The following is a 24,081-nucleotide window of genomic DNA, read 5'->3' as shown; positions in this document are numbered from 1 at the left end:
AATCATGATACGTTTATTAACCCTAAGTTTACTCGTACTTTTATTGACAAACTGTCAAAGCAAGCGAGAGAAACAAGAAGAAAGTACCACTACCGGAAAAACCAGTCTTTTCATTATTGGAGACTCGACCGTGAAACATGGCCGGGGTGACGGAGCCACAGGCCGATGGGGCTGGGGCGATCCGATTCAACAATATTTTGACACGGCCAAAATAAACATCGAAAACCACGCTTTAGGTGGAACCAGCAGTCGCTCATTCCGCAGCAAAGGATTGTGGGACGAAGTGTTGCGTAAAATCCAGCCCGGTGATTATGTACTCATGCAATTCGGGCACAACGACAACGGCCCAATTAACGATACCATTCGTGCCCGCGGCACCTTTAAAGGTATCGGCGAGGAAACCGAAGAAATTGACAACATGCTGACAGGCGAGCACGAAATTGTACATTCTTACGGCTGGTACATCCGTCAATATATCACCGAAGCAAAAGCCAAAGGTGCGCACCCAATTGTTGTTGCTCCCATTCCGCGCAACGACTGGAAAGACGGAAAAATGATCCGTAATGATGCTAGCTACGGCAAGTGGGCGAAAGAAATCGCCGAGCTCGAAGAAGTTCCCTTCATCAACCTGAACGAAAAGATGGCTTCTGTACTGGATACGATCGGACAGGAAAAAGTAACCGGAACCTATTTCTATGATTGGGATCATACGCACACCACCGCCAAAGGCGCTTCATTGTCTGCAAACAAAGTGGTCGAAGGTCTTCGTGAACTGGATGACTGCTGGTTGAAAGACTACCTGTTGGACAATCCTGTGATTAATTTCCCGGTAAAAAAGAAAGTCTTCATCATTGGCGACTCAACAGTTGCCAACGGTGATGGAACAATTGTCGGTTGGGGACGTGAACTTCCCGGATTTTTCGACACAACACGCGTTGAGATCATCAATAAAGCTCGTGGTGGCCGCAGTAGCCGCAGCTATCGTTATGAAGGACTGTGGGACGAGGTGTTGTCTCAATTAGGTAAAGACGATTTCCTGCTGATCCAGTTTGGTCACAACGACGGTGGCAATATTGACAAAGCCAAGTTCCGTGGTTCACTGCAAGGAATGGGTGAGGAAACCCAGGAAGTAACCCGCGAAAACGACAGCATCGAAGTCGTTCATACTTATGGTTGGTACATGAAAAACTACATTGCAGAAGCTCAGGCTAAAGGAACTCAGGTTATTGTTATCAGCATGATTCCCCGCAATATCTGGAAAGATGGCAAAGTAGAACGTGCCACCGGATCGTATGGAACATGGGCTGCAGAATCAGCTCAGGCTGAAGGTGCATTCTTCATTAATTTGAATGAAGAAGTAGCCGAAGAATACGAAGCAATGGGGGCTGATATCGTCAAGAAGTTTTTCCCCAAAGACCATACTCATACCAATGAAGCCGGTGCACGTTTAAATGCGCTGACGCTTGCCAAAGAAATCAAAGGGTTAAGAGATTGCCCGCTCTATGGCTACGTAGCCATACCGTAATATTTAGCGCGAAAACCTACTACCATGAAACTACCACTACTCACTTTATTACTCTTTCTATCTGGCGTTGCAGCCCAAGCTCAGCGCCAGATGGAATATTTGTCCCGGGGACTAGTCGCTGTTCAGGTCGGACAAGACAGCGTTTTTGTCAGCTGGCGCCTGCTTCATTCCGATGACGAAAACCTGGCATTCAATGTTTATCGGAAAACAGGAGAAAACAACGTTGTTAAGTTGAATGAAAATCCGTTGACCGACGCAACTTCGATCATGGATGTTGACAACTTGCCCGACGGAACATACACGTACCTGGTAAAACCGGTCGTAAACGGATCAGAAAAGAAAGCGGACGGAACCTATCAGCTGGAAAAATCTGCAGAGGGACATCCTTATTTCACGATTCCCATGCAAACACCGGAGAATTACTCACCGGGAGATGCATCGGCAGCCGATCTGGACGGCGATGGAGACTATGAGCTGGTCGTACACATGACTGGTAGAGGACATGATAACAGCCACAACGGACTGACGGACGAACCCATCTTTCACGCTTACAAATTAGATGGCACCTTGTTATGGTCCATCAACTTAGGCAAAAACGTTCGCGAAGGAGCCCACTATACCCAATTTTTGGTGTACGATTTCAATGGCGACGGTCGTGCAGAAGTGGCTATGAAAACCGCTGATGGAACCACTGACGGAACCGGCAAAGTAATTGGTGATGCCAAAGAGGATCACCGAAACGAAAACGGACACGTCCTTGAAGGCCCCGAATTCCTGACCGTTTTTGACGGAATGACCGGAGCAGCTCTCGCAACTGTCCCATTCGCTCCCGCCCGACATTCTTCAATCGAAAATCCAACTCCCAGAGATTTGAATGAAGTTTGGGGAGATGGGCGTGGTAACCGCTCCGAACGCTACCTGGCTTGCGTTGCCTACCTCGATGGCATCCATCCGTCAATCGTGATGTGCCGCGGGTACTACACGCGCGCTACCTTAGCTGCGTTCGACTGGCAAAATGATAAACTCACGCAACGTTGGCTATTCGACAGCGATGATGGCACTCCCGGCAACCGGGCTTACCACGGTCAAGGAAACCATAGCGTCAGCGTTGGCGATGTAGACGGAGATGGTTGCGATGAAATAATTTATGGCGCTGCTGTTATCAACAACGATGGAACCGGTCTGTACTCAACCCAATTGGGTCACGCCGATGCCTTACATTTCTCGGACCTCGATCCTACCCGCCCCGGCTTGGAAGTATTCAACATTCAGGAACGTTTCGACGATGCCGGAATGAACTTCCGGGATGCCAAAACAGGCGAAATTTTATGGAAAGTGCCTTCAGTTAAAGCTGCCGAGTCCGGTGGAGACAAGGGTGAAGGCCCCGGACGTGGCGTTGCGTTCAATGTTGACCCCCGCTATCCGGGTAATGAATGCTGGGCCTTTGGCGCCGAAATCAGCGGCATGTGGAATGCTCAAGGTGAAAAGATATCAGAAACAACTCCCGGAACCTGCAACTTTGCGGTTTGGTGGGACGGTGATCTGCTTCGGGAATTACTCGACAAAAACAGAGTCATGAAATGGGACTGGGAAAACAAGAAACTCAATACTATCGTCGAAGCAGAGAACTGCTGGAGCAACAACGGCACCAAATCGACTCCTGCACTTAGCGCCGATTTATTTGGCGACTGGCGGGAAGAGGTCGTTCTAAGGACGAGAGACAACCAATCACTCCGCATTTATACCACAACTATTCCGACAGAACATCGGTTCGTTACACTCATGCAAGATCCTATTTACAGGCTAAGCATTGCCTGGCAAAACATTGCCTACAACCAACCTCCTCACCCGGGATTTTACATCGGCGATGAAATGGAAAGACCGTCAAACCCGGAATTGAATCTCATCAAATACCAGCCGAAAAGCGAGAAACAAGCCAACCTTATAATCGAAAATAAAACGATAAAATAGACGACTCATGAAAAGCCAATTAAAAAAACTACTCTTTCTGCTTCCGGCAGGCTTACTCTGCTTTCAGAGTTTAGTTGCCCAGGATGCAGTTTATAAATTCGACTTCGGAAACGGAGAATTAAAGAAAGGCTATACGGCTGTCGACCAAAATACGCTATATACTCCCTGTTCAGGCTTTGGTATTCTTAGCGAAAGCACAGTAGAACAGGGGTCAACAAACGGAAAGGATAAGTTGACCAGTGACTGGATCACATCCGACAAGCCCTTCTATTTCAAGGTTGACTTGCCGGAAGGCCGATACAAAATCACGATCACGTTGGGAAATCCGGAAGAATCAACAGCTACCACAGTAAAAGCGGAATCGCGCCGACTGATGCTGGAAAATATTCAAACAAAGAAAGGCGAAGTGCTTACCAAAACCATTATTGTTGATGTACGCACACCTCGTATCAACGATTCGTTGGAAGTGCGCCGCAAAGCGCGCGAAATGGCCTATCTGAACTGGGACAACAGCCTGACCCTCGAATTTAACGGTCCTAACCCGTGCGTTTCATCCATTGTAATTGAATCTGCCGATAGCCTGCGGGCTATTTTCATTGCCGGAGATTCTACCGTTACAGACCAGGAAAATGAACCATGGGCTTCGTGGGGACAAATGTTTCCGCGATTCCTGAAACAAGATATTGTGGTTGCCAACTACGCCGAATCCGGCGAAACGCTGAAAGCTTTCCGTCGCGAAAATCGCCTGAAAAAAATAATCAGTGTGATGAAACCCAGCGACTATCTGTTTATCGAGTTCGCACACAACGATCAAAAACCGGGAGGCAACCATGTCGATCCGTTTACAACCTACCAGGACCAATTGCGCTATTTCATCAGTGAGGCGCGCAAAAAAGGTGGAAAGCCGGTACTGGTAACCTCAACCAATCGCCGCGCCTTCGACGAAAACGGTAAGATCATCAACACCCTATTGGAATATCCCGACGCAATGCGCCAACTGGCCAAAGAAGAAGATGTTCCCCTGATCGACCTGAATGCTATGACTAAAGTTTTCTACGAAGCACTTGGTGTTGAAAACTCAAAACGGGCTTTGGTACACTATCCGGCAAATACCTACCCCGGACAGGACGAACCGCTGGCCGACAACACCCACTTCAACCCATACGGCGCTTACGAATTGGCCAAGTGTGTCGCTCAAAGCATTCTGGATCAAAAACTGGATTTAGCTCAATATATCGTAGACGATTTCGGGAGCTTCGATCCTTCACAACCGGACTCTTTCGAAGACTTCTTTTGGCCCGAAAGCCCTGCTGCCGATGTAGCAAAACCGGATGGAAATTAGTATCTATGTATCGGATTATTTAATGTTTAAACTTAATTATACGATGAAATCAAAAATCATGATTTATCTGCTTCTGTCGGTGGCTTTTGCATCCTGCCAGGCTAAGCAGGAAACATTTCCCACCAAACAGGAAGTACTGGATAAAATGGTGCTGACCAACCAATACTTTATGGACAAATGGCCGGATACGGGCAAAAGCATCATTACCAACAAAGAACGTCCCAGCAACATCTGGACCCGCGCCGTTTACTACGAGGGACTGATGGCTTTGTACAGCGTCGATCCCGATCAAACTTACCTGGACTATGCGATTTCATGGGGCGAGAATCACCAATGGGGATTGCGCGACGGAATCACAACCCGCAATGCCGACAACCAGTGCTGTGGTCAAACATACATCGATCTGTACAACATCGAACAAGATTCAGTTCGTCTCCATGACATCAAAGCTTCGATTGACTCGATGATGGTGACCGATAAAATTGATGACTGGGACTGGATTGACGCCATCCAGATGGCAATGCCTGTGTTTGCTCAACTAACCGAACTGACCGGTGACACTGCATACTCAGAACGTGCGTACGATATGTACATGGACTCCAAAGTAACGCAAGGACTTTGGAATGAAGAAGACAGTTTGTGGTGGCGCGATGCAGACTTCTTGCCTCCGTATACTGAGCCGAATGGTGAAGACTGCTACTGGTCGCGCGGAAACGGTTGGGTTGTTGCTGCTTTGGTTCGCGTTATAGATATACTACCAAACGATCCACACCGCGACGAATACCAGACCACCTTGCTGAAAATGCTCGAAGCCTTGATTCCTCTTCAGCGCGAAGATGGTTTCTGGAATTGTAGCTTGCACGATCCAAATCATTTTGGCGGAAAAGAAACTTCCGGAACATCCCTGTTTGTCTACGGAATGGCCTGGGCAGTTAACCAAGGCTTAGTTGACGAAGCCACTTACAAACCCATCATTCAAAAAGCATGGAATGCGATGGCCAACGAAGCGGTTCACGAAAACGGATTCTTAGGCTACTTGCAGGGTACCGGTAAAGAACCCAAAGACGGTCAACCGGTAACGTATACCAGTGTTCCCGATTTTGAGGACTATGGCTTGGGTTGTTACCTGTTAGCCGGAAGCGAAGTTTACAAAATGGCTGAATAAAACAAGTCTAAAGAAATACCTGAAAGGGTGAAAAAATGTGGTCACGAAACATTTCTTCACCCTTTTTTATCAAATAGGGCACACCCTACTTCCCATTTTAGTGTATTTTTGGATTCTTATCAATGAAACGAATCATGGTCCAAAAAACCTTCCTTTACTTAACACTTGTCGTATTTCTGTGCGCTTGTCAAGCAAAAACTGAAAAACCCGATTTAAAATTATGGTATAACCAGCCGGCTGGCGAATGGATGGAGGCCTTGCCCGTTGGAAACGGAACGCTTGGCGCCATGGTTTACGGCCGAACCGATACCGAGATTATCAAACTGAACCACGATGAATTTTGGGCCGGTCATCCACGCGACCTCACCAATCCCAATGCTGCGGGCGTTGCCGACCAGGTTGCCCAATTGGTGAAAGAACGCAAGTATGCGGAAGCCAACAAACTAATCCGCAAAATACAAGGCCCCTACAGCGAGCCCTACCAACCTCTTGGCGATCTGCTGCTGGAAACTAATCACCACCATACAGTCAACTACAACCGCTACCTCAACCTGTCCGGCGCTACTGCCGGTGTCAGCTATCAGAACAACGATGTTACCTACACCCGCGAGTTGTTCTCCAGTTTTCCCGACAAAGTGATTGCGATTCGTTTAACCGCTTCCGCAGCCGACTCCCTCAACTTCAAATTAAGCCTGAAAAGCCAGGTTCATTATAAGCTGAAAGCCGATGGCGATGTGTACAAAATGGTCGTTAAAGCAGACAAGGACATTCTGCCCAACTACCGGGTCCAGAATGATGAAGCGAGAGATTACGCTGGCTGGGACGGCGAAGGCATGGAAGCACAGGTTGATGTTCGGCTAATTGCCCCCGGTGCCGACATAACAGTTTCGGATGAGGGCATTCAGCTCGCTAAAGGAAAAGAAGCGCTGATCTTGGTTTCAGCGGCCACCAGCTTCAACGGCCCCTTTAAATCGCCTGCCTTTGAGGGTAAGGATTACGCCGCCATTGCCGACAGCATCATGCAACAGGCAGCCGCTTCAGACTGGACGAAGCTGAAACAAAAACACACCGCCGACTATCAGTCACTGTTCAACCGGGTTTCGCTCGATTTAGGACAGCTACCCGGCACGGATACTATCCCAACGGATCAGCGGATCATCAACTTCCACCAAAACGAAGATCCGGCGATGGTTTCGCTGCTCTTCCAATATGGTCGTTACCTGCTTATTTCCAGCTCGCGGCCCGGATCGCAAGCAGCCAATTTACAAGGAATCTGGAGCCGCGCCGTGCAACCGCCCTGGAATTCGAACTACACCCAAAACATCAATGTGGAAATGAATTATTGGCCGGCCGAGCTCACCAACCTCAGCGAATTGACCGATCCGTTAATGAACCTGATAAAAACCAATGCCGTAAAGGGCGAAGCGGTTGCCAAATCGTACTATAATCTCGATGGCTGGGCCAGTCACCACAACGGCGACATTTGGGGTCATTGTGCTCCTGTAGGCGACAACGGACACGACGATCCGATGTGGGCTAACTGGCCAATGGGTGGCGTTTGGATGCTCAGCCATGCATGGGAACATTACCTGTTTACCGCCGATACCACCTTCCTGTCGGATATGTATCCGCGCCTGAAAGGTGCCGCCCGTTTCCTGATCGGTATGCTAGCCGAAGACCATGAAGGCTACCTGCAAACCCGTTTTGGCACTTCGCCCGAAAACCAGTTTCACGACCCGGTAACCGGAGAGCCGGTATCGGTTTGTGCCGGACCTGCCAGCGACCTGGCCATGACCAACGAACTGCTGAACAACTGTCTGAAAGCAACCAAAATATTGAATAACGATCCGGAGTTCCGGTCCGAACTAGAGAGCCTTATTCCACGCCTGCAACCTTTCCGGGTTAACACCAACGGCGTATTAATGGAGTGGAATGAAGACTTTGAGGAAGTTGATCCTCATCACCGCCACATGAGCCATTTATACGGCTTCCACCCGGCAAACCAAATCAACCTTTGGGATACGCCGGAGTTGTTTACCGCTGTGCAAAACTCACTATTGAGACGAGGCGACGAAGCGACAGGCTGGTCGATGGGCTGGAAAACAAACATGTGGGCCCGCATGCTCGATGGCGACCACGCGCTGAAAATTATAAGCAACCTGTTTACCCCCATCGACTTCGGGCCACAAAAAATACACGGAGGAGGCTTGTACAAGAACATGCTCGATGCACACCCGCCATTTCAAATTGACGGGAACTTTGGCGTTGCAGCCGGTGTTGCCGAGATGCTCCTGCAAAGTCATGCCGGTGCGCTGCATTTGCTTCCGGCACTGCCAGGCAGCTGGTCAACCGGATCGGTTAGCGGCTTAAAAGCCCGCGGGGGTTTTACCGTCGACATGAGCTGGAAGGATGGCAAACTCACTACGGGCACCATCCATTCAGCTCTGGGGGGCCAATGCCTCATCCGCTCAGAATGGCCGCTGGATCTGCCTGAAGCCACAACCGACGAGCAGGGCAATCCGTTTATGGAAAGCACGGTTATCCCAAAACCCGAAGTAGCCGGCACACCCGACCTTCAACCTAAAAACGTGAAAACGTATTATTTATATGAAGTGGCAATTGCTGCGGGTCAAAGCTTGACGGTGAACGCTGATTAGTTAATAACCCAGCCGGAAATACCAGGCTCAACATACGCTATTGCATGCCCGCTTATTCAACAGCCTTTCGACTGATCGTTCGGGAAACTGTTCATCAGGAAAGCTGCAAAGCCTGTCAGTAAGAATGAAAAACCATGAACACAAAACCGGTTTCGGACGTTAGGATAATCTCGGCCCGAAGCCGGTTTTGATTTTAAACGACTTCAAGAACAACGCTCCCGGCCACAACCGTTATTATTGGGAAGAAAACAAGCAAGAAGCAGAAAACAGATTCAAATGAAAGTATTGATATTTAACGGCTCATTCGAGCGAAGTGCAAATTCCACTTCGGCCCAAATAGCCAACTATTTTAAACAGGCCTTCGAACAAAAACAAAACGAAGTCACCATATTCAACCTGCCCGATGCGGGCATTCCTATTTTTGACGTTGATAATTGGGAAGCTCCCGAGTCGGTGATCGCCATGAACAAGGCCTTTCGCGAGGCCGATGCTCACATTTGGCTGACCCCGCTTTACCACGGCAGCATGACCGGTGCCATGAAAAATTGCCTCGACTGGATTGAATTGAGTGCCAAAGAACCGGAACCATACCTGACCAACAAAGTTGTTGGAATGGTTTGCTGGGCCGACGGCGGACAAGCCATGCAGGGAATCAATGCCCTGGATTCGGTCGCCAAAGCCTTACGCGCGTGGACACTACCCTACTGTGTTCCGGCCGTACGCCGGTTATTGACGGACCCCGAAACAGGGGAATTCACCGAGGACTACCGGAACAAATTCGACTTGATGGCTCAACTACTTTCGAGCACGAAGATTCCACACTATTCCTTCGAATAAGATTTCAGCAATCAGATATTACCAAAGAAGCTGCCCCGAATGATCGGGACAGCTTCTTTGCATTTTATAACTCGGCCTCAGCGTTTACTTCAACTTTTGCAAAGCCTCAATAATGTCGGCCGGTTCGGCCCGGTTACGGTAATCAGCATCCAGAAAGGCATAGCGAATGGTACCCTCGGTATCGATCACATAGGTAGCAGCCAGCGGCAGCTCGTCGCTGTCGTCACCGTTATAAGTATGCAGGTCGAAGGCTTTCTGGTAACTTTCGGCAACCCCATCGGTCAACTTAAAAACAATGCCGTAGTCGCGGGCAACCACATTGCCAACATCGCTCAGCACTTCAAACTCCAATGCATGTTTTTCGGTCGTCGAGATCGACTTGTCGGGCAGCTCCGGAGTTAAGGCCAGCAGGTTCGCCCCTTCAGCTTTGAAGTTGGGCAACTCCTCCTGCAAGCGGTGCAATGTGAGGTTACAGTACGGGCACCAACCGCCGCGATACCAGGTTAGCACAACCGGCCCTTTCGCCAGGTAATCCTTCAGCGACACCTTTTCGCCCACCGCGTTGGTCAGGGTGAAGTTCGGCGCCTCATCTCCAACATGCTTAGCGGTTTCCAAAATCCCGCTATGCTCAACCGAGGCAAGTCCATCGGCGTAAATCGCTTTCAATTGCTCAGGCGCTTTTTTTTCAAATTCGGCTTTCCGGCCATCCAATGCTTCCTGAAGGCTTCCCTTCGGAGCTGTCTGTCCCATAACTGTTACTATTAGCATAGTGAAAAAGAAAGGTGTAAAAAAGAATTGTTTCATTATTATCATGTTGAATTGTTTACCTACGAACTTTCGGATCACGACCATGCGTGGTACGCATTTATTTCGGATAACCAGGTGAGTTTTATTCGGCGTAACCAGCATGTTTCTACAATCCATAGCTTAAGATATGGTGCCCGCCTGAAGTCCGCCGAACCAAGGGAATTACAAAAATGAAACACCGACCGGGCAATCAGGTTCACTAAAAACCGACGCAGCCCGGCGATTCCGCACAAATGTTCTCAAATTTCGGGCAGCAACAGGAATTGCCGACCCAAAAAGCACCCAACGAATGCCAAAAACAGGCCATACAAGCAACAGGTGCTGAGCAACATAAACTTTCAACAAGATCACCATGCTTATTTATCGTAACTTTTTCTAATTCAAAAAAAAACCTTCACCCTTTAAGCTAATAAATTATGGCAACCCGAAATTATCATAACAAAGACGTCGATATGCTCATGGCGTCCAAAACCATTCTTATAAGTTTCAGAACAAACCTGGCCGAGCTCTCGCTTATTCGTACAAACTGGACCGATTTGTTTGCAACCGCCGTTGAAACCCGGATTACCAGTGCCATTAACAAGTACCTGGGGCTCGACAAGAAAGCACAGCAACGCCAGGCAACACATCTGCTCGAATCGATCAAACAACCGGCACAAAAGGCACTCTCGTTTCTGAAAACGCAGATCGAGGTCGACTTTAAGCCCAATGCCGCCGAAATATTGCAAACACTGGGCTATCAGGCCAACTGGGCAGCTGTACAAAACGACGATCAGGAAGCACTAATTCAACTGCTGTACGCTTTCGATAAAGGAATGACCGACGAGCTGAAAACCGAAATCGCCGGCAAAGGAACCAACCCGGTACTCATTGAAACCATCATTGGCTATGCCGCACAAATGGAACAGGCCAATGTAAACCAGGAAAGTCTGAAACAAACCAGCCAGGAAATAACCGAAGAAGCCCTGGCCGAACTGAATGCCATTTACGACGAGATCATCGGCATTTGTAAAATTGCGGCTCAGTATTACGAAGACAAACCCTTGCTGGCTGCCCAGTTTACCTTTAGCCGGGTGGTCGCCAACATGAATAATCCCGTGACAAAAACGGAAGAAGTTCCGGAATAAAAACAGAAACATCACTTGGTACATCGATTGGTTTTAAAGGAAAAAGGCCGCTTCCGTGAGGGAGTGGCCTTTTTATTTTCACCCGCTAACCGGCACCATACGCAAACTTAACGGCCAACATCGCGGGGGCAGTCGACCACATCGCCGCCTCTACCCCGAGCATCGAAACCTCACCCCCGAACATCGCAGCCTTAGCCTGGGTCATCGAAAGCTCAACCCGGAACATCGAAAGCTTGCCCTCGAACATCGAACCACAATCCTGTTTGTCCGCCGGATCGCCCGGCTGGTTCGCCATTCAACCTTTGCTCATCGCCACGACTTCCCGGCAGGTCGCCGTCGTACCCCGGGACGTCGAAACCTTCACCCGGCAGTTCGCTGCGCTCCCCCAACCGTTCGCCGCTCCAATACCGGACATCGACATCCGTTTTGTTACCTTATCTTTAAATGTTACGCCATTCAATTGCGCACAATTTATTTTCAACCTATATTTGCTGCATCAAAATAAAGTCATGGACGACCGATTGAAATTAGAAAACCAGGTTTGCTTTCCCGTTTACACCTTATCGCGGGAGATCATCAGCAGGTACCGCCCGTTTCTGGACGAACTGGACATTACCTACCCGCAATATCTGGTGCTGATGACCTTGTGGGAAGAAGAACCGCAGTGCGTTAACCAGATTGGTTGTAAGTTGCAGCTCGACAGCGGCACCTTAACTCCCCTGCTGAAACGGCTCGAGGCCAAAGGGCTCCTGATTCGCAACCGCAGGCCGAGCGACGAGCGGGTGGTCGAAATTAACCTGACCGATGCCGGCCGGGAATTGAAAACCAAAGCGGCGCAGCTGCCGCAAAACGTGATGGAAGCCATGAACGTAACGGCTGAAGAACTATTGGAACTCAAAGAAGTGATTCTGAAAATTCTGCATAAGAAGTCGTGCAAAAACTGAGTCTATTAATTACAAGAACAATAAAAAAGAAAACAGAACATGTCATTACTGGAAAATTTAAACTGGCGTTACGCCACGAAGAAGTACGACCCAACGCGCAAAGTAGCGCAGGAAGATGTCGATAAGATTGTTGAAGCTGCCCGCCTGGCACCAACCTCATCGGGTTTGCAACAGTTCCGGGTAATTGTTGTTTCGAACCAGGAATTGAAAGAAAAAATGGTACCCATTGCCTGGGGACAGGAAATTATGGCCGAAGCCTCACACGTGCTGGTATTTGCTGCCTGGGACCGCTATACTGAAGAGCGCATCGACAAAATTTACGACTACACCACCGACGAGCGTGGCTTGCCTCGCGGCCGTTTTGGCTCGTACACCGACAAACTGAAAGCCGCTTACCTCCCCCAAACAGCCGAAGAAAATTTTGTACACACTGCCCGACAGGCTTACATTGCCTTCGGGTTGGCCATTGCGCAGGCAGCAGAGCTTAAAGTTGACTGTACGCCGGTAGAAGGCTTTACCACTGAAGAGTTGGACGAGCTGCTTGATTTAAAATCGAAGGGGCTGAAAAGTGTTACGATGCTACCGATCGGTTACCGCGACAACGAAGACTGGTTGGCACCCATGAAGAAAGTTCGTAACCCCAAAGAAGAATTTGTGATTGAATATTAATTATTCGACAAGCAAGATATGAAAGACTGCCCGGTATGGGTGGTCTTTTTTTTTGCGCATAGGATGTATTAGTCCGGGTCCAAACCTGTGGGCAGCGGCTGATATGCAAAAACATCCCGTCTTAAAACAGAAATGGATTCTTTTTCGGCCTTTATTCTGATGATGTATCGGGGGAAGGTCAATTTATTTAACCTCATAGAACGTTGTCATTTATTCGACGACGGCAATACCAAATCCTTTAAAAACAAGCCACTTTTCACGCCTCTCTAAACGGCAACTAAGAACAACTGTTACCCTGTTGAATTGGTGGACATGGCACCGAACCGTATGAACAATACACACAACAATCACCCGGTTTTGGCTTCAAAATTGCGTTGCAATTGGTGCATTCATAAAAAAAACTGCACGCTGTTTCGGGCATCATTTCTTCTCTCTGAAAACCACACTTCGGGCATGTTATGACAGATCTAAGTATAATTGGTTTTAAATCTTGAAAGTCGAAGGATTCCATCACTCAATTTAATATTTTCAATAACGCCTAATATCCGTCAAAGATAGTATAATGAAAACGTGGAATTAAGGTTTTAGCCCGGAGGAAATTTACCGAAATGTATTGTGCGCAGTTTGTGCGCACCTTAAAAGTGAAAATCCGCTGCAACTCACGTGATACGTGCCTTACAGCGGATTGAAGTAGCGGGGACACGACTCGAACGTGCGACCTTTGGGTTATGAGCCCAACGAGCTACCAACTGCTCCACCCCGCAATATATTTTGAATATTTTTAGTCTTTTTTTGAACGTATCAGGTATTTCACTTCCTGAATGCGGATGCAAATATAGAACAAGTTTTTCAATATCCAAATCCCGCCTGCATATTTTTTTATTTTCTTCTGGCGTTAAAAAGTATTAATTTCAGCCACTCCAAGCGGGCTATATGCCTAATTTGGCTAATTTTGCCCATCCAATTCAGGAGCATGAAAGAAACAAAGAAAAAAAAGAAAATTCTTGAGAAACTTAAAAACCGGTACCGGCTCATCATTTATAATGATACGTCCTTCCAAACAGTATGGAGTGCCCGGCTAACCCGCATCAATGTTCTCCTGATTCTGAGCCTGGGTGGTTTTTTCCTGATTTTCATCACTGTGCTGATCATTGCACTAACGCCGGTCAAAGAGCTGATCCCGGGCTATCCCTCGGGCAATGTACGTGAACTGATGGTAAAAAATGCCATCATGGTCGATTCACTGGAGGCACAGCTAACCCTTCGCGACAACTACTTCCAAACCATAAAAACCCTTTTGAACGGTGAAGTACCGGAGAATGAGATTTCGAATATCGACACGGTTTTCAAACCGGCCGAACTAAATATGCAAAGCTATAACCACGACTCGATCTTTGAACAACACCTTTTGGAGGAACAATTAGATTTATCGATTGCCGACCAGGAGAACAGCTCAAGCAGTCTGGCCAATATTCATTTCTTTCGTCCGATAAAAGGAATGGTCACTGAAGGATTCAACGAAGATATCAATCATTTTGCGGTAGATGTTGTTGGTTTACCCAACGCCCGTATCTCGGCGGTATTAGACGGTACCGTAGTTTTCGCCGGATGGACTGTTGAAACCGGCTATGCCATATACATTCAACACCCCAACAACCTTATTTCGGTATACAAGCACAACTCGGAACTTTTGAAAAAAGTTGGCGATATTGTGAAAGCAGGCGAAGCGATCGCCTTCATGGGAAACACCGGTGAATTGTCGACCGGGCCCCATCTGCACCTCGAACTTTGGTACAAAGGAATCCCACTAAACCCACAAGAATATATAGACTTTTAAGCCTGATCAATGAAAAAAAGAATCGCAATACTTGGATCCACCGGCTCCATCGGTACCCAGGCACTCGACGTGATCGAACAAAACCCCGATCATTTTGAGGTTGAAGTGCTGACAGCTAACAATAATATTGATTTACTGATTGAACAAAGCCGCAAATTTAAACCCAATGCCGTTGTGGTTGCCAACGAGTGTCGTTACAAGGTACTGAGCGAAGCACTGGCAGGCGAAGACATTAAAATATACGCCGGGAAAGATGCGCTGGAACAAGTTGTACAGATGGACTCGATCGACATGGTACTGACGGCCATGGTCGGCTATTCGGGCCTATTACCCACCTTGAACGCAATTCGCGCCGGGAAACACATTGCCTTGGCGAATAAAGAAACGCTGGTTGTTGCCGGAGAAATCATCACCCGCGAGGCAATCGAAAACAAGGTCAATATTTTTCCGGTCGACTCAGAGCACTCGGCTATTTTCCAATGCCTGGCCGGCGAGCACATGAACGAGATTGAGAAAATTTACCTCACCGCATCGGGAGGACCGTTTCGGGGATTCAGTCTGGAGCAACTTGAAAAAGTGACCACAGCCGACGCATTGAAACACCCGAACTGGGATATGGGAGCGAAAATCACCATCGACTCGGCCAGCATGATGAACAAAGGCTTTGAGGTAATTGAAGCCAAATGGTTATTCGACCTGAAACCCGAACAAATTGATGTGGTCATTCATCCGCAAAGCATTATCCATTCGCTGGTGCAATTCCGCGATGGCTCAATGAAAGCACAAATGGGGCTCCCGGATATGAAACTACCAATTCAATATGCGATGAATTTCCCGCAGCGATTGCCTTCCGATTTCGAGCGCTTCGACTTCATGAAATACCCAAACCTGACATTCGAAAAGCCTGATACAAAAATTTTTCGTAACCTTGCACTGGCTTTTGAGGCCCTCGATCAGGCAGGCAACATGCCCTGTATTCTGAACGCCGCCAACGAAGTTGTGGTACAGGCTTTGCTGCGCGAAAAAATACGTTTTGTGGAGATGCCCGACATCATAGAAGAAAGCATGCAAAAAGTTGCTTTCATAAAAAATCCGGATTTGAGTGATTATATTCAAACCGATAAGGAAACACGATTGTTAACAACTTCATTAATTAAAGAACGAAGTTTAAAAACACACTAGAAACGAATGGAACAAGTACTGATAAAAGCTGCCCAATTAATCTTAAGTCTTTCACTTTTGGTTATTTTACATGAGTTTGGACACTTTGCCTTTGCACGCCTGTTTAAAACACGGGTTGAAAAATTTTACCTCTTCTTCGATCCCTGGTTCTCACTTTTTAAAGTTAAAAAAGGCGATACCGAGTACGGAGTTGGCTGGTTGCCCTTAGGTGGCTATGTCAAAATATCGGGGATGATTGACGAGTCGATGGACAAAGAAGCGCTGTCGCAAGAACCGCAACCATGGGAATTCCGCTCGAAAAAAGCTTACCAACGACTACTGATCATGATTGGTGGAGTATTAATGAACTTCATCCTTGCTTTCGTAATTTACATTGCGATCCTGTACGCTTGGGGCACCGAATATCTGCCTACCGAAAGTGCCAAATATGGTATTATGGTGAATGAAGCCGGTGAAGATATCGGGTTGAAAAACGGGGACAAAATCCTTTCGGTTGATGGCGAGTACATCGAGAACTTCTACAAAATCCTTCCAACTGTCGTGCTTGACAAGGCACATAGCGTTCAGGTTCTACGCGACGGACAAGAGATGGATGTCATTATTACCGACGACCACTTGGTACCGCTGATCAAAGGCAAGGTAGAAATGAGTCCTCGGATGCCTTTTGCAGTCTCTGTCCGGAAGCTTCTCAAGAATTCGCCGGCCGCCTTAGCCGGACTGGAAAAAGGAGACCATTTTGTATCAGTCGATGGTCAAACCTTTGAATTTTACGACCAACTGACCAGTTTCCTTCGGAATCATAAAGAACAGGAGGTTACATTTGAAATTGTACGCAACGACAAGCCCCAAACAATCTCGGCTACTGTTGCCGACGACGGAACACTGGGATTTTATCCTGAGTTCGACAAAGAAGCGACTGCTTATCTGGTCACAAAAACGATCAAATATACGTTCGCCGAATCGATCCCGGCAGGAATTAAGCGCGGCGTAAATACGGTCAAAGATTACCTGAAGCAGTTTAAGCTGATCTTTTCACCCAAAACAAAGGCCTACGAATCGCTGGGAGGTTTCATCTCTATCGGGAATATCTTCCCGGGAGCATGGGATTGGTATTCCTTCTGGAACATGACAGCTTTTCTGTCAATCATTTTAGGGGTGATGAACCTGCTACCAATTCCGGCACTGGACGGTGGCCATGTAACATTCCTGCTTTTTGAAATGATTACAGGTAAAAAACCGGGAGAGAAATTCCTGGAATATGCGCAAATTACGGGAATGATTATCTTATTGGGGCTGGTGCTTTTCGCCAATGCCAACGATATAATTAAACTCTTTAACTAAGAAGGAATTATTTTTCTAATTTTGTAAAAACCATTAAACGTATAGACTATGCTTTTATCAATTATTCTGGGCATGTTCGGTCCACAAGAGATCATCATCATACTCGTGATTGTACTGTTGTTGTTCGGAGGTCGTAAAATTCCGGAACTTATGAAGGGTTTGGGAAAAGGCATGAAAGAATTCAAAAAAGCTTCGTCGGAAGACGATGAAGACGAAAAGGATACCTCAAAAGAAAAGAACAAAGATTAAATACACCGATATTTGTACTATCCCGTCACTCTTCTGACGGGATTTTTTTATTAAAACCTTCTAATTCATCACTCTGGTAAGATTTTTGTAAGACTTCTTACACATCCGTAAAATTCAGCAACATGAAACGCATTAGCCTCATTTTCTTTGCATTCCTTAGTTTTAGTATGATATTAAGTTCGTGTGGTGATAACACCAAGCTAAGGAAAAAAGTAACCGGCAAAGCTGGAGAAGTTGTGGTCGTCATCCCCAAAGAAACCTGGAACGGAAATGTGGGCGAGAGCATCCGTAAAACGTTGGCTCAACCGCAAATATCACTTCCCCAGGAGGAACCAATCTTCGACCTCATCAGCGTACCTCCTTCAGCATTTAAAGAGATTTTCAAAACAAGCCGCAACATTGTTAATGTGCGTATCTCTCCGACTATCGACACCGCAAAAGTGGAGTTTAAGAAGGATATTTGGGCATGGCCCCAGGCGGTGATCAATATTTCGGCCAAATCGGGTGAAGACTTTGAACAGGTATTCAAATCAAACGGTGATCGAATTGTGGCCTACCTGCTGAAAGCAGAACGGGAACGCACCATGGGTAATTACGCGAAATACAATGAAAAGACCGTTATTGCACCGCTCAAAAAAGATGTTAACGTTGCAATGACCATTCCGGTTGGCTTTAAAGTTGCCAATGAAGGCCCTGACTTTATTTGGATGCGCTATGATACCCCGGAGATTATGCAGGGCATCGCTGTTTATGCTTTCCCGTATACTTCCGACAGTACTTTCACCGAAGCTTACCTGTTGGCGAAAAGAGACTCGGTATTGAAAAAATATATCGAAGGTCCAACAAACGGAAGCTATATGACAACTGAGCACCGCGTGCCTGCAACAGTTAATGTGTTTCACTTTAAGAAAAATTATGCGGCCGAGCTTCGGGGACTGTGGCGTGTTGAAAATGATTTCATGGGTGGCCCCTTCGTTAGCTTAGCGGTTTTGGACGCTTCGAACAACCGGGTGGTCGTTGCTGATGGATTTGTTTATGCGCCGCGCTACGACAAAAGAAATTATCTGAGACAAGTAGAAGCGATGATTTATTCTCTTGTGCTTCCGGATCAGGCGAAGAATGACAAGATCAACAGCCAGATCAATATGGGCAACTAAGCAGCCCGCCGATACTGAAATTTACGCGTAAAATATACACGAAAAAGGTTGACCAACGCGTCAATTGGAATAGCCGACAGCAGGGAAAGACTCCCTGCTGTTCTTTTTTTCGCCCTGTTGATTGTTTTGTCGTCCTGCTACCAAGGCCCCGGTCCTGCCGGTTTTGCTGTCGCCCTGTTAGCCGGAAACCCGCCCTGTCGGAAAATTTGGCTCCCTGTTGCCGCGGCAGTGCTCCCTGTCGGAATTTTTAGCGCCCTGTTCGACAGGACGCCCCGGCGAACCAACAGGGAAGCCCCCCACCCGACAGGGCGGCCGATTTTTGAACAGGGATGGTTCACCCAACAACAGGACGGCCGAAAAAAGCAACAGGGCGCACTGCCGCGGCAACAGGACCGTGAAAAAAGCAACAGGGCGACCTGTCCGACCAACAGGGCCGAGAGAGAAGCAACAGGGCCGCAAAAAAAAGAGGTCATCCTTTGGGGACAGCCTCTCTTGTGTATGGTAATCGAACGCTTAATTATCCGCATTTCGACGATCCGCAATCAGGACATGTCAAACATCCTTCCTGGTAGATCACATTCTTTGAACCACATTCGCCGCAGGTCGTTCCGTCAGCAACTGTTCCGTTCGGAATGTATTTTTTCAGGGCACGAGCCACACCGGCTTTCCAGCTATTGATGGTATCGTTGTCCAATTGCAAACTGGTAACTGTATTAACCACTTTGTGAATCGGCATACCGTGACGCAGGATTCCGGAAATTAGCTTGGCGTAGTTCCAGAATACCGGGTTAAACTTGTATGACAATCCTTCGATGGTTGTTTTATAACCACGTTTATTGGCGTATTGGAAGTCGTAACGTGAATTCCCTTGCTCATCGCGGCTCTTAATAATTTTACCATGTGTCACTGAACGAGGAAGTAAAATTCCATCTTCGTCATCCTGCAAGCCGGTAAAGATCTCATAAGGCAGATCATCAATTAAACCGATGAAAGCAACCCATTTTTCTTTATTATTTTGAAAGCGTACAACTTCAGCATCTAACTCTTCCGGACGTTTAGTGGGGAAAAACATGCTGTATTCGTCATCTTTACTTACTTCCTTTTTATTTGAAAGCAACACACCCGACCGGGAACCATCGCGGTAAACAGTAACACCTTTACATCCGCTTCTCCAAGCCTCGAAATAAAGTTTTCCAACCAATTCCTCCTCAGCATCAGCAGGCAGGTTGATTGTTACACTAATGGAATGGTCAACCCATTTCTGAATACGTCCTTGCATGCGAACTTTATTCATCCAGTCTACATCGTTCGAAGTAGCTTTATAGTAAGGTGACTCCTTAACGATATCGTCCAGTTCTTTTTCCGAATAATTCTTGCTCGTATCAATTCCATTGGCCTTCATCCAGGTGATGAATTTGTGGTGGAACACAATGTATTCTTCCCAGCTATCGCCAACTTCATCAACAAAATCAACACGAACATTTTTATCGTTCGGATTCACTTTACGACGACGCTTGTAAACAGGCATAAATACGGGCTCAATACCTGAAGTCGTCTGAGTCATCAAACTGGTTGTTCCGGTAGGAGCAATGGTCAGCAAAGCGATGTTACGACGACCATACTTCACCATGTCCTGGTACAAAGCTTCATCTTCTTTGCGGATGCGGTTGATCATCGGGTTGTTTTTCTCACGCTCGGCATCGTAGATTGTAAACGAACCACGTTCTTTGGCCATAGTTACTGATGAACGGTAAGCTTCAATAGCCAGTGTTTTATGGATCTCTTCGCTGAAGTCAGTAGCTTCGTCTGCTCCGTAGCGCAATCCTAAAGCTGCCAGCATATCTCCTTCTGCCGTAATACCAACTCCGGTACGACGACCGTCGCGCGCCTTCGTTTGAATTTTCTCCCACAAGCGACGTTCTGTATGTTTAACTTCTTCGTCCTCCGGATCAGAATCGATCTTACCAATAATAGCATCAATTTTTTCCAATTCCAGATCAATGATGTCATCCATCATACGCTGTGCATAAGCCACATGCTCCTTGAATAAATCAAAGTTGAATTTTGCTTCAGCAGTAAAAGGATTGTCAACGTAAGAAAACAAGTTAACAGCGATCAGACGGCAACTATCATAAGGACATAATGGAATTTCACCACAAGGGTTTGTCGAAACTGTTTTGTATCCCAGATCATCGTAACAGTCCGGTACTGATTCTTTAATAATCGTATCCCAGAACAAAATTCCTGGCTCAGCCGATTTCCAGGCATTGTGGACGATCTTTTCCCACAAGCCATTGGCATTAATATCTTTTGAATAGGTAGGCACTTGCGCATCAATCGGGTACTGCTGCGTGTATGGAACGCCGCTTTCAACCGACTTCATAAAATCGTCATGAATTTTGACAGATACATTCGCCCCGGTCACCTTACCTTGCTCCAGTTTCGCATCAATAAATTTTTCCGAATCGGGGTGCTTAATTGAAACAGACAGCATCAACGCTCCACGACGTCCATCCTGTGCAACCTCACGTGTCGAATTTGAATAACGTTCCATGAACGGTACAATTCCGGTTGACGTTAACGCTGAGTTTTTCACAGGCGAGCCTTTGGGGCGGATATGCGACAAATCGTGACCTACACCACCGCGACGCTTCATCAATTGTACTTGTTCCTGATCAATTTTCATGATCCCGCCATAAGAATCAGAGTTACCTTCGTTTCCAACTACAAAGCAATTAGAAAGGGAGGCAATCTGATAATCGTTTCCAATACCAGTCATAGGACCACCTTGCGGTACAATGTACTTAAAGTCTTTCAACAGTTGATAGATCTCCTGTTCGCCCATTGGGTTGTCATACTTTTTTTCGATTCGGGCAATCTCTTTCGCCAGACGCTTGTGCATATCGTCCGGTGTTTGCTCATAGATATTACCATAGGAATCTTTCAAAGCGTATTTGTTAACCCAAACACGAGCAGCCAAATCATCGCCGTTAAAATACTTGAGCGTTCCCTGAAACGCTTCATCCTGAGAAAAAGTCTCCTTGCCCACTAGAGGCGCTGTTACCACATTTTTAAAAGCCATACACCAAAAATTAAAAACGGTTAATCATATAACTGGTTGTTTAAGAAGAGAGAAACCAGCTTATTCCACATCAGAAATGCTACATGCAAGATACCACCTGGATTAAAAAAAAGGAATACTTTATTTTCGACAAAACAACAAAGTTATCAACGTTTGTGCGTTAATTATCTTACAGACAACCAACTACAGTTTTAATAATTACTAAATGTTTACCAAAACGGAAATTTCGAGAAAAGATAGAAACGAAAAAGCTAACAGAAAATGAAGTGGTTAGAGGGGAAAAACACCTGCTACGAGATGAACAAAAAAAGGGTTGCGAAAAAAGCTAATTGTTAAAAACTTTTTCCAAAACCTGTTGCGTGGCACCAACATTCTCTCCCATAAATTGGCGACAACCACTCGCAATCTGTTTCAACATGTCTGGCTGACTGAATAGCTCGCCCAATTTCGCATGGACTTCGTTCGTTTTGGCAACCGGGAAAGCGAGTTTACGATTGACCAACTCGACAGCCTCCTGAAAACGGAGATAATTGGGACCAAACAGAACAGGGATATTATAAATAGCCGCTTCGAGCGTATTGTGAATACCAACACCAAAACCACCGCCAATATAGGCAACATCAGCATACCCGTAAACACTGGAAAGAACTCCAATGCAATCGACTATTAGAACGCGGGCGTTTACCGGATCAGCACTTTCGGCCTGCGTATAACGAACAACCTTACTACCCACCAGATTCATCAAGCGCTTTATATTGGTCTCCTTTACTTCATGAGGGGCAAAAACCATCTTCACATCCGGGTTCTGATCCAAATAAGAAACAAGCAACTCCTCGTCAGGCTGCCAGGAACTGCCAACAACTAATAATTGCGAACTCCCTTTAAACCTTTCAATCAACGGAAGATCCTTGCGGTTAGCTGCAATTTCTGCCACCCGATCGAAACGGGTATCACCCGTGATGGTATAATTTGACAAACCAACTTTCTGTAGCAATTCTGCGGACTGCGCGTTCTGAACAAAGAAATGAGCCACTCCCCGCAATACATTACGATACCATTTCGCCTTGACACCTTCCTTAAAAAACAAATGCTCGGGACGAAAAATCGCAGAAACCAGATACAACGGGATTGAACGCTTTGAAAGCTCTTCTATATAATTTTTCCAGAACTCGTATTTTACGAAAAAGGCCATTTCGGGTTGAATAAGATCCAGAAATCGGGATACATTCATTTTAGTATCAACCGGCAAATAGCAAATCCAATCAGCTTGATCGTAATTCTTTCGCACCTCATAACCTGACGGTGAAAAGAAAGTCAACAAAATTTTACGGTCTCCATGCTGCTTACGAATAGCCTCAATTAACGGCCGCCCTTGCTCAAACTCGCCCAACGAAGCGCAATGCACCCAAATCACCTTTGAATTAGTCGGAAAACTCGCCTTTAAATAGGCAAACACCTGCTTTTGCCCTTGGTGAAAAAAACGCGCTTTTTCATTAAAAGGAGCAGCGACAGCCGCAGCTAAACGGTAGAAATAAATTCCAAGCTGGTATAGTAAATTCATGAATAAGTTTGCTTAAGCGGAGCAAATGTACAAATTAGATTCGTGTGAAGAATATTGTAAAATCAGGTTTTAACTGCCTTGTGCCTGCAGGTATCCAAAGTCCTTTTTAAGTCCGGGAGACGTAGCAGCTTCGACGGCTAACTGATCACAACGCTCATTCCCGGGAATATTGGCGTGTCCCTTCACCCAAACAAACCGCACCTGGTGTTTGTCGTAAATTTTCAGGAAACGCTGCCACAAATCGGCATTCTTCTTTCCTTTAAAACGCTTTTTCACCCAATCCCAAACCCAACGTTTCTCAACGGCATCAACAACATACTTCGAGTCGGAATAGATTGTCACCTGGCTATTCTCAACCTTCAACGCCTCCAGACCAACAATGACCGCTAGCAACTCCATACGATTATTAGTGGTGAGCTCAAAACCACCGGAAAGCTCTTTCCAGTACTGGCCCGACATAAGCACTACGCCATAACCTCCGGGTCCCGGATTTCCTTTTGCCGCACCGTCGGTATAAATTGTTATTTGGGGTCCTGTTGCCATTTCAGTTGTTTCGTGCAAAGATAACATTTCAGCCTAAGTGCCGCTAAATTGAAATCAAAAAGAAAGGCTGCCAAATATGACAGCC

Annotated in this window: 20 protein-coding genes and 1 tRNA gene; 14 read left to right on the top strand and 7 right to left on the bottom strand. The window is 46.7% G+C overall.

The genetic code is table 11. The annotated features are described in order from the left end of the window. Positions 1-4 precede the first annotated feature (4 nt). The 6 genes from GJV22_RS16265 (at position 5) to GJV22_RS16240 (ending at position 9,497) form a co-directional block, all read left to right on the top strand. On the top strand, positions 5-1,525 hold the full coding sequence (locus GJV22_RS16265; RefSeq protein ID WP_163716216.1) for a rhamnogalacturonan acetylesterase: 1,521 nt from the start codon (positions 5-7) through the stop codon (positions 1,523-1,525). A gap of 24 nt (positions 1,526-1,549) precedes the next feature. Continuing rightward, positions 1,550-3,496 (top strand): rhamnogalacturonan lyase, encoded by a 1,947-nt coding sequence (locus tag GJV22_RS16260; RefSeq protein ID WP_205461911.1) that lies wholly within the window; start codon positions 1,550-1,552, stop codon positions 3,494-3,496. 7 nt (positions 3,497-3,503) lie between these two features. Next, positions 3,504-4,838, top strand: a complete 1,335-nt coding sequence (locus tag GJV22_RS16255; protein ID WP_163716214.1) for a rhamnogalacturonan acetylesterase — start codon at positions 3,504-3,506, stop codon at positions 4,836-4,838. Between the two features lie 43 nt (positions 4,839-4,881). Next, on the top strand, positions 4,882-6,003 hold the full coding sequence (locus GJV22_RS16250; RefSeq protein WP_163716211.1) for a glycoside hydrolase family 88/105 protein: 1,122 nt from the start codon (positions 4,882-4,884) through the stop codon (positions 6,001-6,003). 122 nt (positions 6,004-6,125) lie between these two features. Beyond that, entirely contained in the window at positions 6,126-8,660 is a 2,535-nt protein-coding gene (locus tag GJV22_RS16245) for a glycoside hydrolase family 95 protein (protein ID WP_163716209.1), read from the top strand. Between the two features lie 276 nt (positions 8,661-8,936). Next, positions 8,937-9,497 carry an NADPH-dependent FMN reductase gene (locus GJV22_RS16240; RefSeq protein ID WP_163716205.1) on the top strand — a complete coding sequence of 187 codons (561 nt, stop codon included), beginning with the start codon at positions 8,937-8,939 and terminating at the stop codon, positions 9,495-9,497. Between the two features lie 84 nt (positions 9,498-9,581). On the opposite strand, the gene GJV22_RS16235 is transcribed toward GJV22_RS16240, so the two are convergent. Further along, positions 9,582-10,247, bottom strand: coding sequence for a peroxiredoxin-like family protein (locus GJV22_RS16235; protein ID WP_163716201.1), 666 nt, complete (start codon positions 10,245-10,247; stop codon positions 9,582-9,584). Positions 10,248-10,720: 473 nt separating this feature from the next. Here GJV22_RS16235 and GJV22_RS16230 point away from each other — a divergent pair, with 473 nt between their 5' ends. Continuing rightward, a complete protein-coding gene (locus GJV22_RS16230; protein WP_163716199.1) occupies positions 10,721-11,431 on the top strand; it encodes a hypothetical protein in 711 nt (236 codons plus the stop codon). Between the two features lie 212 nt (positions 11,432-11,643). Here GJV22_RS16230 and GJV22_RS16225 read toward each other — a convergent pair whose 3' ends face one another. Continuing rightward, entirely contained in the window at positions 11,644-11,820 is a 177-nt protein-coding gene (locus tag GJV22_RS16225) for a hypothetical protein (RefSeq protein WP_163716197.1), read from the bottom strand. Between the two features lie 120 nt (positions 11,821-11,940). Here GJV22_RS16225 and GJV22_RS16220 point away from each other — a divergent pair, with 120 nt between their 5' ends. Both GJV22_RS16220 and GJV22_RS16215 read left to right on the top strand, forming a co-directional pair. Beyond that, positions 11,941-12,375, top strand: coding sequence for a MarR family winged helix-turn-helix transcriptional regulator (locus tag GJV22_RS16220; protein ID WP_163716193.1), 435 nt, complete (start codon positions 11,941-11,943; stop codon positions 12,373-12,375). Positions 12,376-12,414: 39 nt separating this feature from the next. Continuing rightward, the gene (locus GJV22_RS16215; RefSeq protein WP_163716190.1) at positions 12,415-13,044 is read left to right on the top strand and encodes an NAD(P)H-dependent oxidoreductase; all 630 of its coding nucleotides are present in this window, start codon (positions 12,415-12,417) and stop codon (positions 13,042-13,044) included. A gap of 277 nt (positions 13,045-13,321) precedes the next feature. Here GJV22_RS16215 and GJV22_RS22350 read toward each other — a convergent pair whose 3' ends face one another. Both GJV22_RS22350 and GJV22_RS16205 read right to left on the bottom strand, forming a co-directional pair. Further along, entirely contained in the window at positions 13,322-13,555 is a 234-nt protein-coding gene (locus tag GJV22_RS22350) for a GDCCVxC domain-containing (seleno)protein (RefSeq protein ID WP_163716187.1), read from the bottom strand. Between the two features lie 180 nt (positions 13,556-13,735). Then, positions 13,736-13,808 (bottom strand) — tRNA-Met (locus GJV22_RS16205). A gap of 209 nt (positions 13,809-14,017) precedes the next feature. Between GJV22_RS16205 and GJV22_RS16200 the strand changes: the two genes are divergently transcribed. The 5 genes from GJV22_RS16200 (at position 14,018) to GJV22_RS16180 (ending at position 18,810) form a co-directional block, all read left to right on the top strand. Beyond that, positions 14,018-14,881 (top strand): M23 family metallopeptidase, encoded by an 864-nt coding sequence (locus GJV22_RS16200; RefSeq protein ID WP_163716184.1) that lies wholly within the window; start codon positions 14,018-14,020, stop codon positions 14,879-14,881. Positions 14,882-14,890: 9 nt separating this feature from the next. Beyond that, a complete protein-coding gene (locus GJV22_RS16195; RefSeq protein WP_163716181.1) occupies positions 14,891-16,063 on the top strand; it encodes a 1-deoxy-D-xylulose-5-phosphate reductoisomerase in 1,173 nt (390 codons plus the stop codon). Positions 16,064-16,069: 6 nt separating this feature from the next. Beyond that, positions 16,070-17,404, top strand: a complete 1,335-nt coding sequence (rseP, locus tag GJV22_RS16190; protein ID WP_163716179.1) for an RIP metalloprotease RseP — start codon at positions 16,070-16,072, stop codon at positions 17,402-17,404. 48 nt (positions 17,405-17,452) lie between these two features. Continuing rightward, entirely contained in the window at positions 17,453-17,653 is a 201-nt protein-coding gene (tatA, locus tag GJV22_RS16185; RefSeq protein WP_163716176.1) for a twin-arginine translocase TatA/TatE family subunit, read from the top strand. Between the two features lie 122 nt (positions 17,654-17,775). After that, positions 17,776-18,810: a DUF4837 family protein gene (locus GJV22_RS16180; protein WP_163716173.1), complete on the top strand. Its 1,035-nt coding sequence runs from the start codon at positions 17,776-17,778 to the stop codon at positions 18,808-18,810. A gap of 517 nt (positions 18,811-19,327) precedes the next feature. On the opposite strand, the gene GJV22_RS16175 is transcribed toward GJV22_RS16180, so the two are convergent. The 3 genes from GJV22_RS16175 to rnhA all read right to left on the bottom strand — a co-directional run bounded on the left by GJV22_RS16175 (position 19,328) and on the right by rnhA (position 23,996). Then, complete coding sequence (locus GJV22_RS16175; RefSeq protein ID WP_163716170.1) at positions 19,328-21,892, bottom strand: adenosylcobalamin-dependent ribonucleoside-diphosphate reductase; 2,565 nt, start codon at positions 21,890-21,892, stop codon at positions 19,328-19,330. 325 nt (positions 21,893-22,217) lie between these two features. After that, positions 22,218-23,453 carry a 3-deoxy-D-manno-octulosonic acid transferase gene (locus GJV22_RS16170; protein ID WP_163716167.1) on the bottom strand — a complete coding sequence of 412 codons (1,236 nt, stop codon included), beginning with the start codon at positions 23,451-23,453 and terminating at the stop codon, positions 22,218-22,220. A gap of 69 nt (positions 23,454-23,522) precedes the next feature. After that, the gene (rnhA, locus tag GJV22_RS16165) at positions 23,523-23,996 is read right to left on the bottom strand and encodes a ribonuclease HI (RefSeq protein WP_163716164.1); all 474 of its coding nucleotides are present in this window, start codon (positions 23,994-23,996) and stop codon (positions 23,523-23,525) included. Positions 23,997-24,081 lie beyond the last annotated feature (85 nt).

Source organism: Mangrovibacterium lignilyticum (assembly GCF_010882175.1).
Lineage (GTDB): Bacteria > Bacteroidota > Bacteroidia > Bacteroidales > Prolixibacteraceae > Mangrovibacterium > Mangrovibacterium lignilyticum.
Note: the sequence above shows the minus strand (reverse complement) of the source record. Positions and strands in the feature narration are given on the sequence as shown.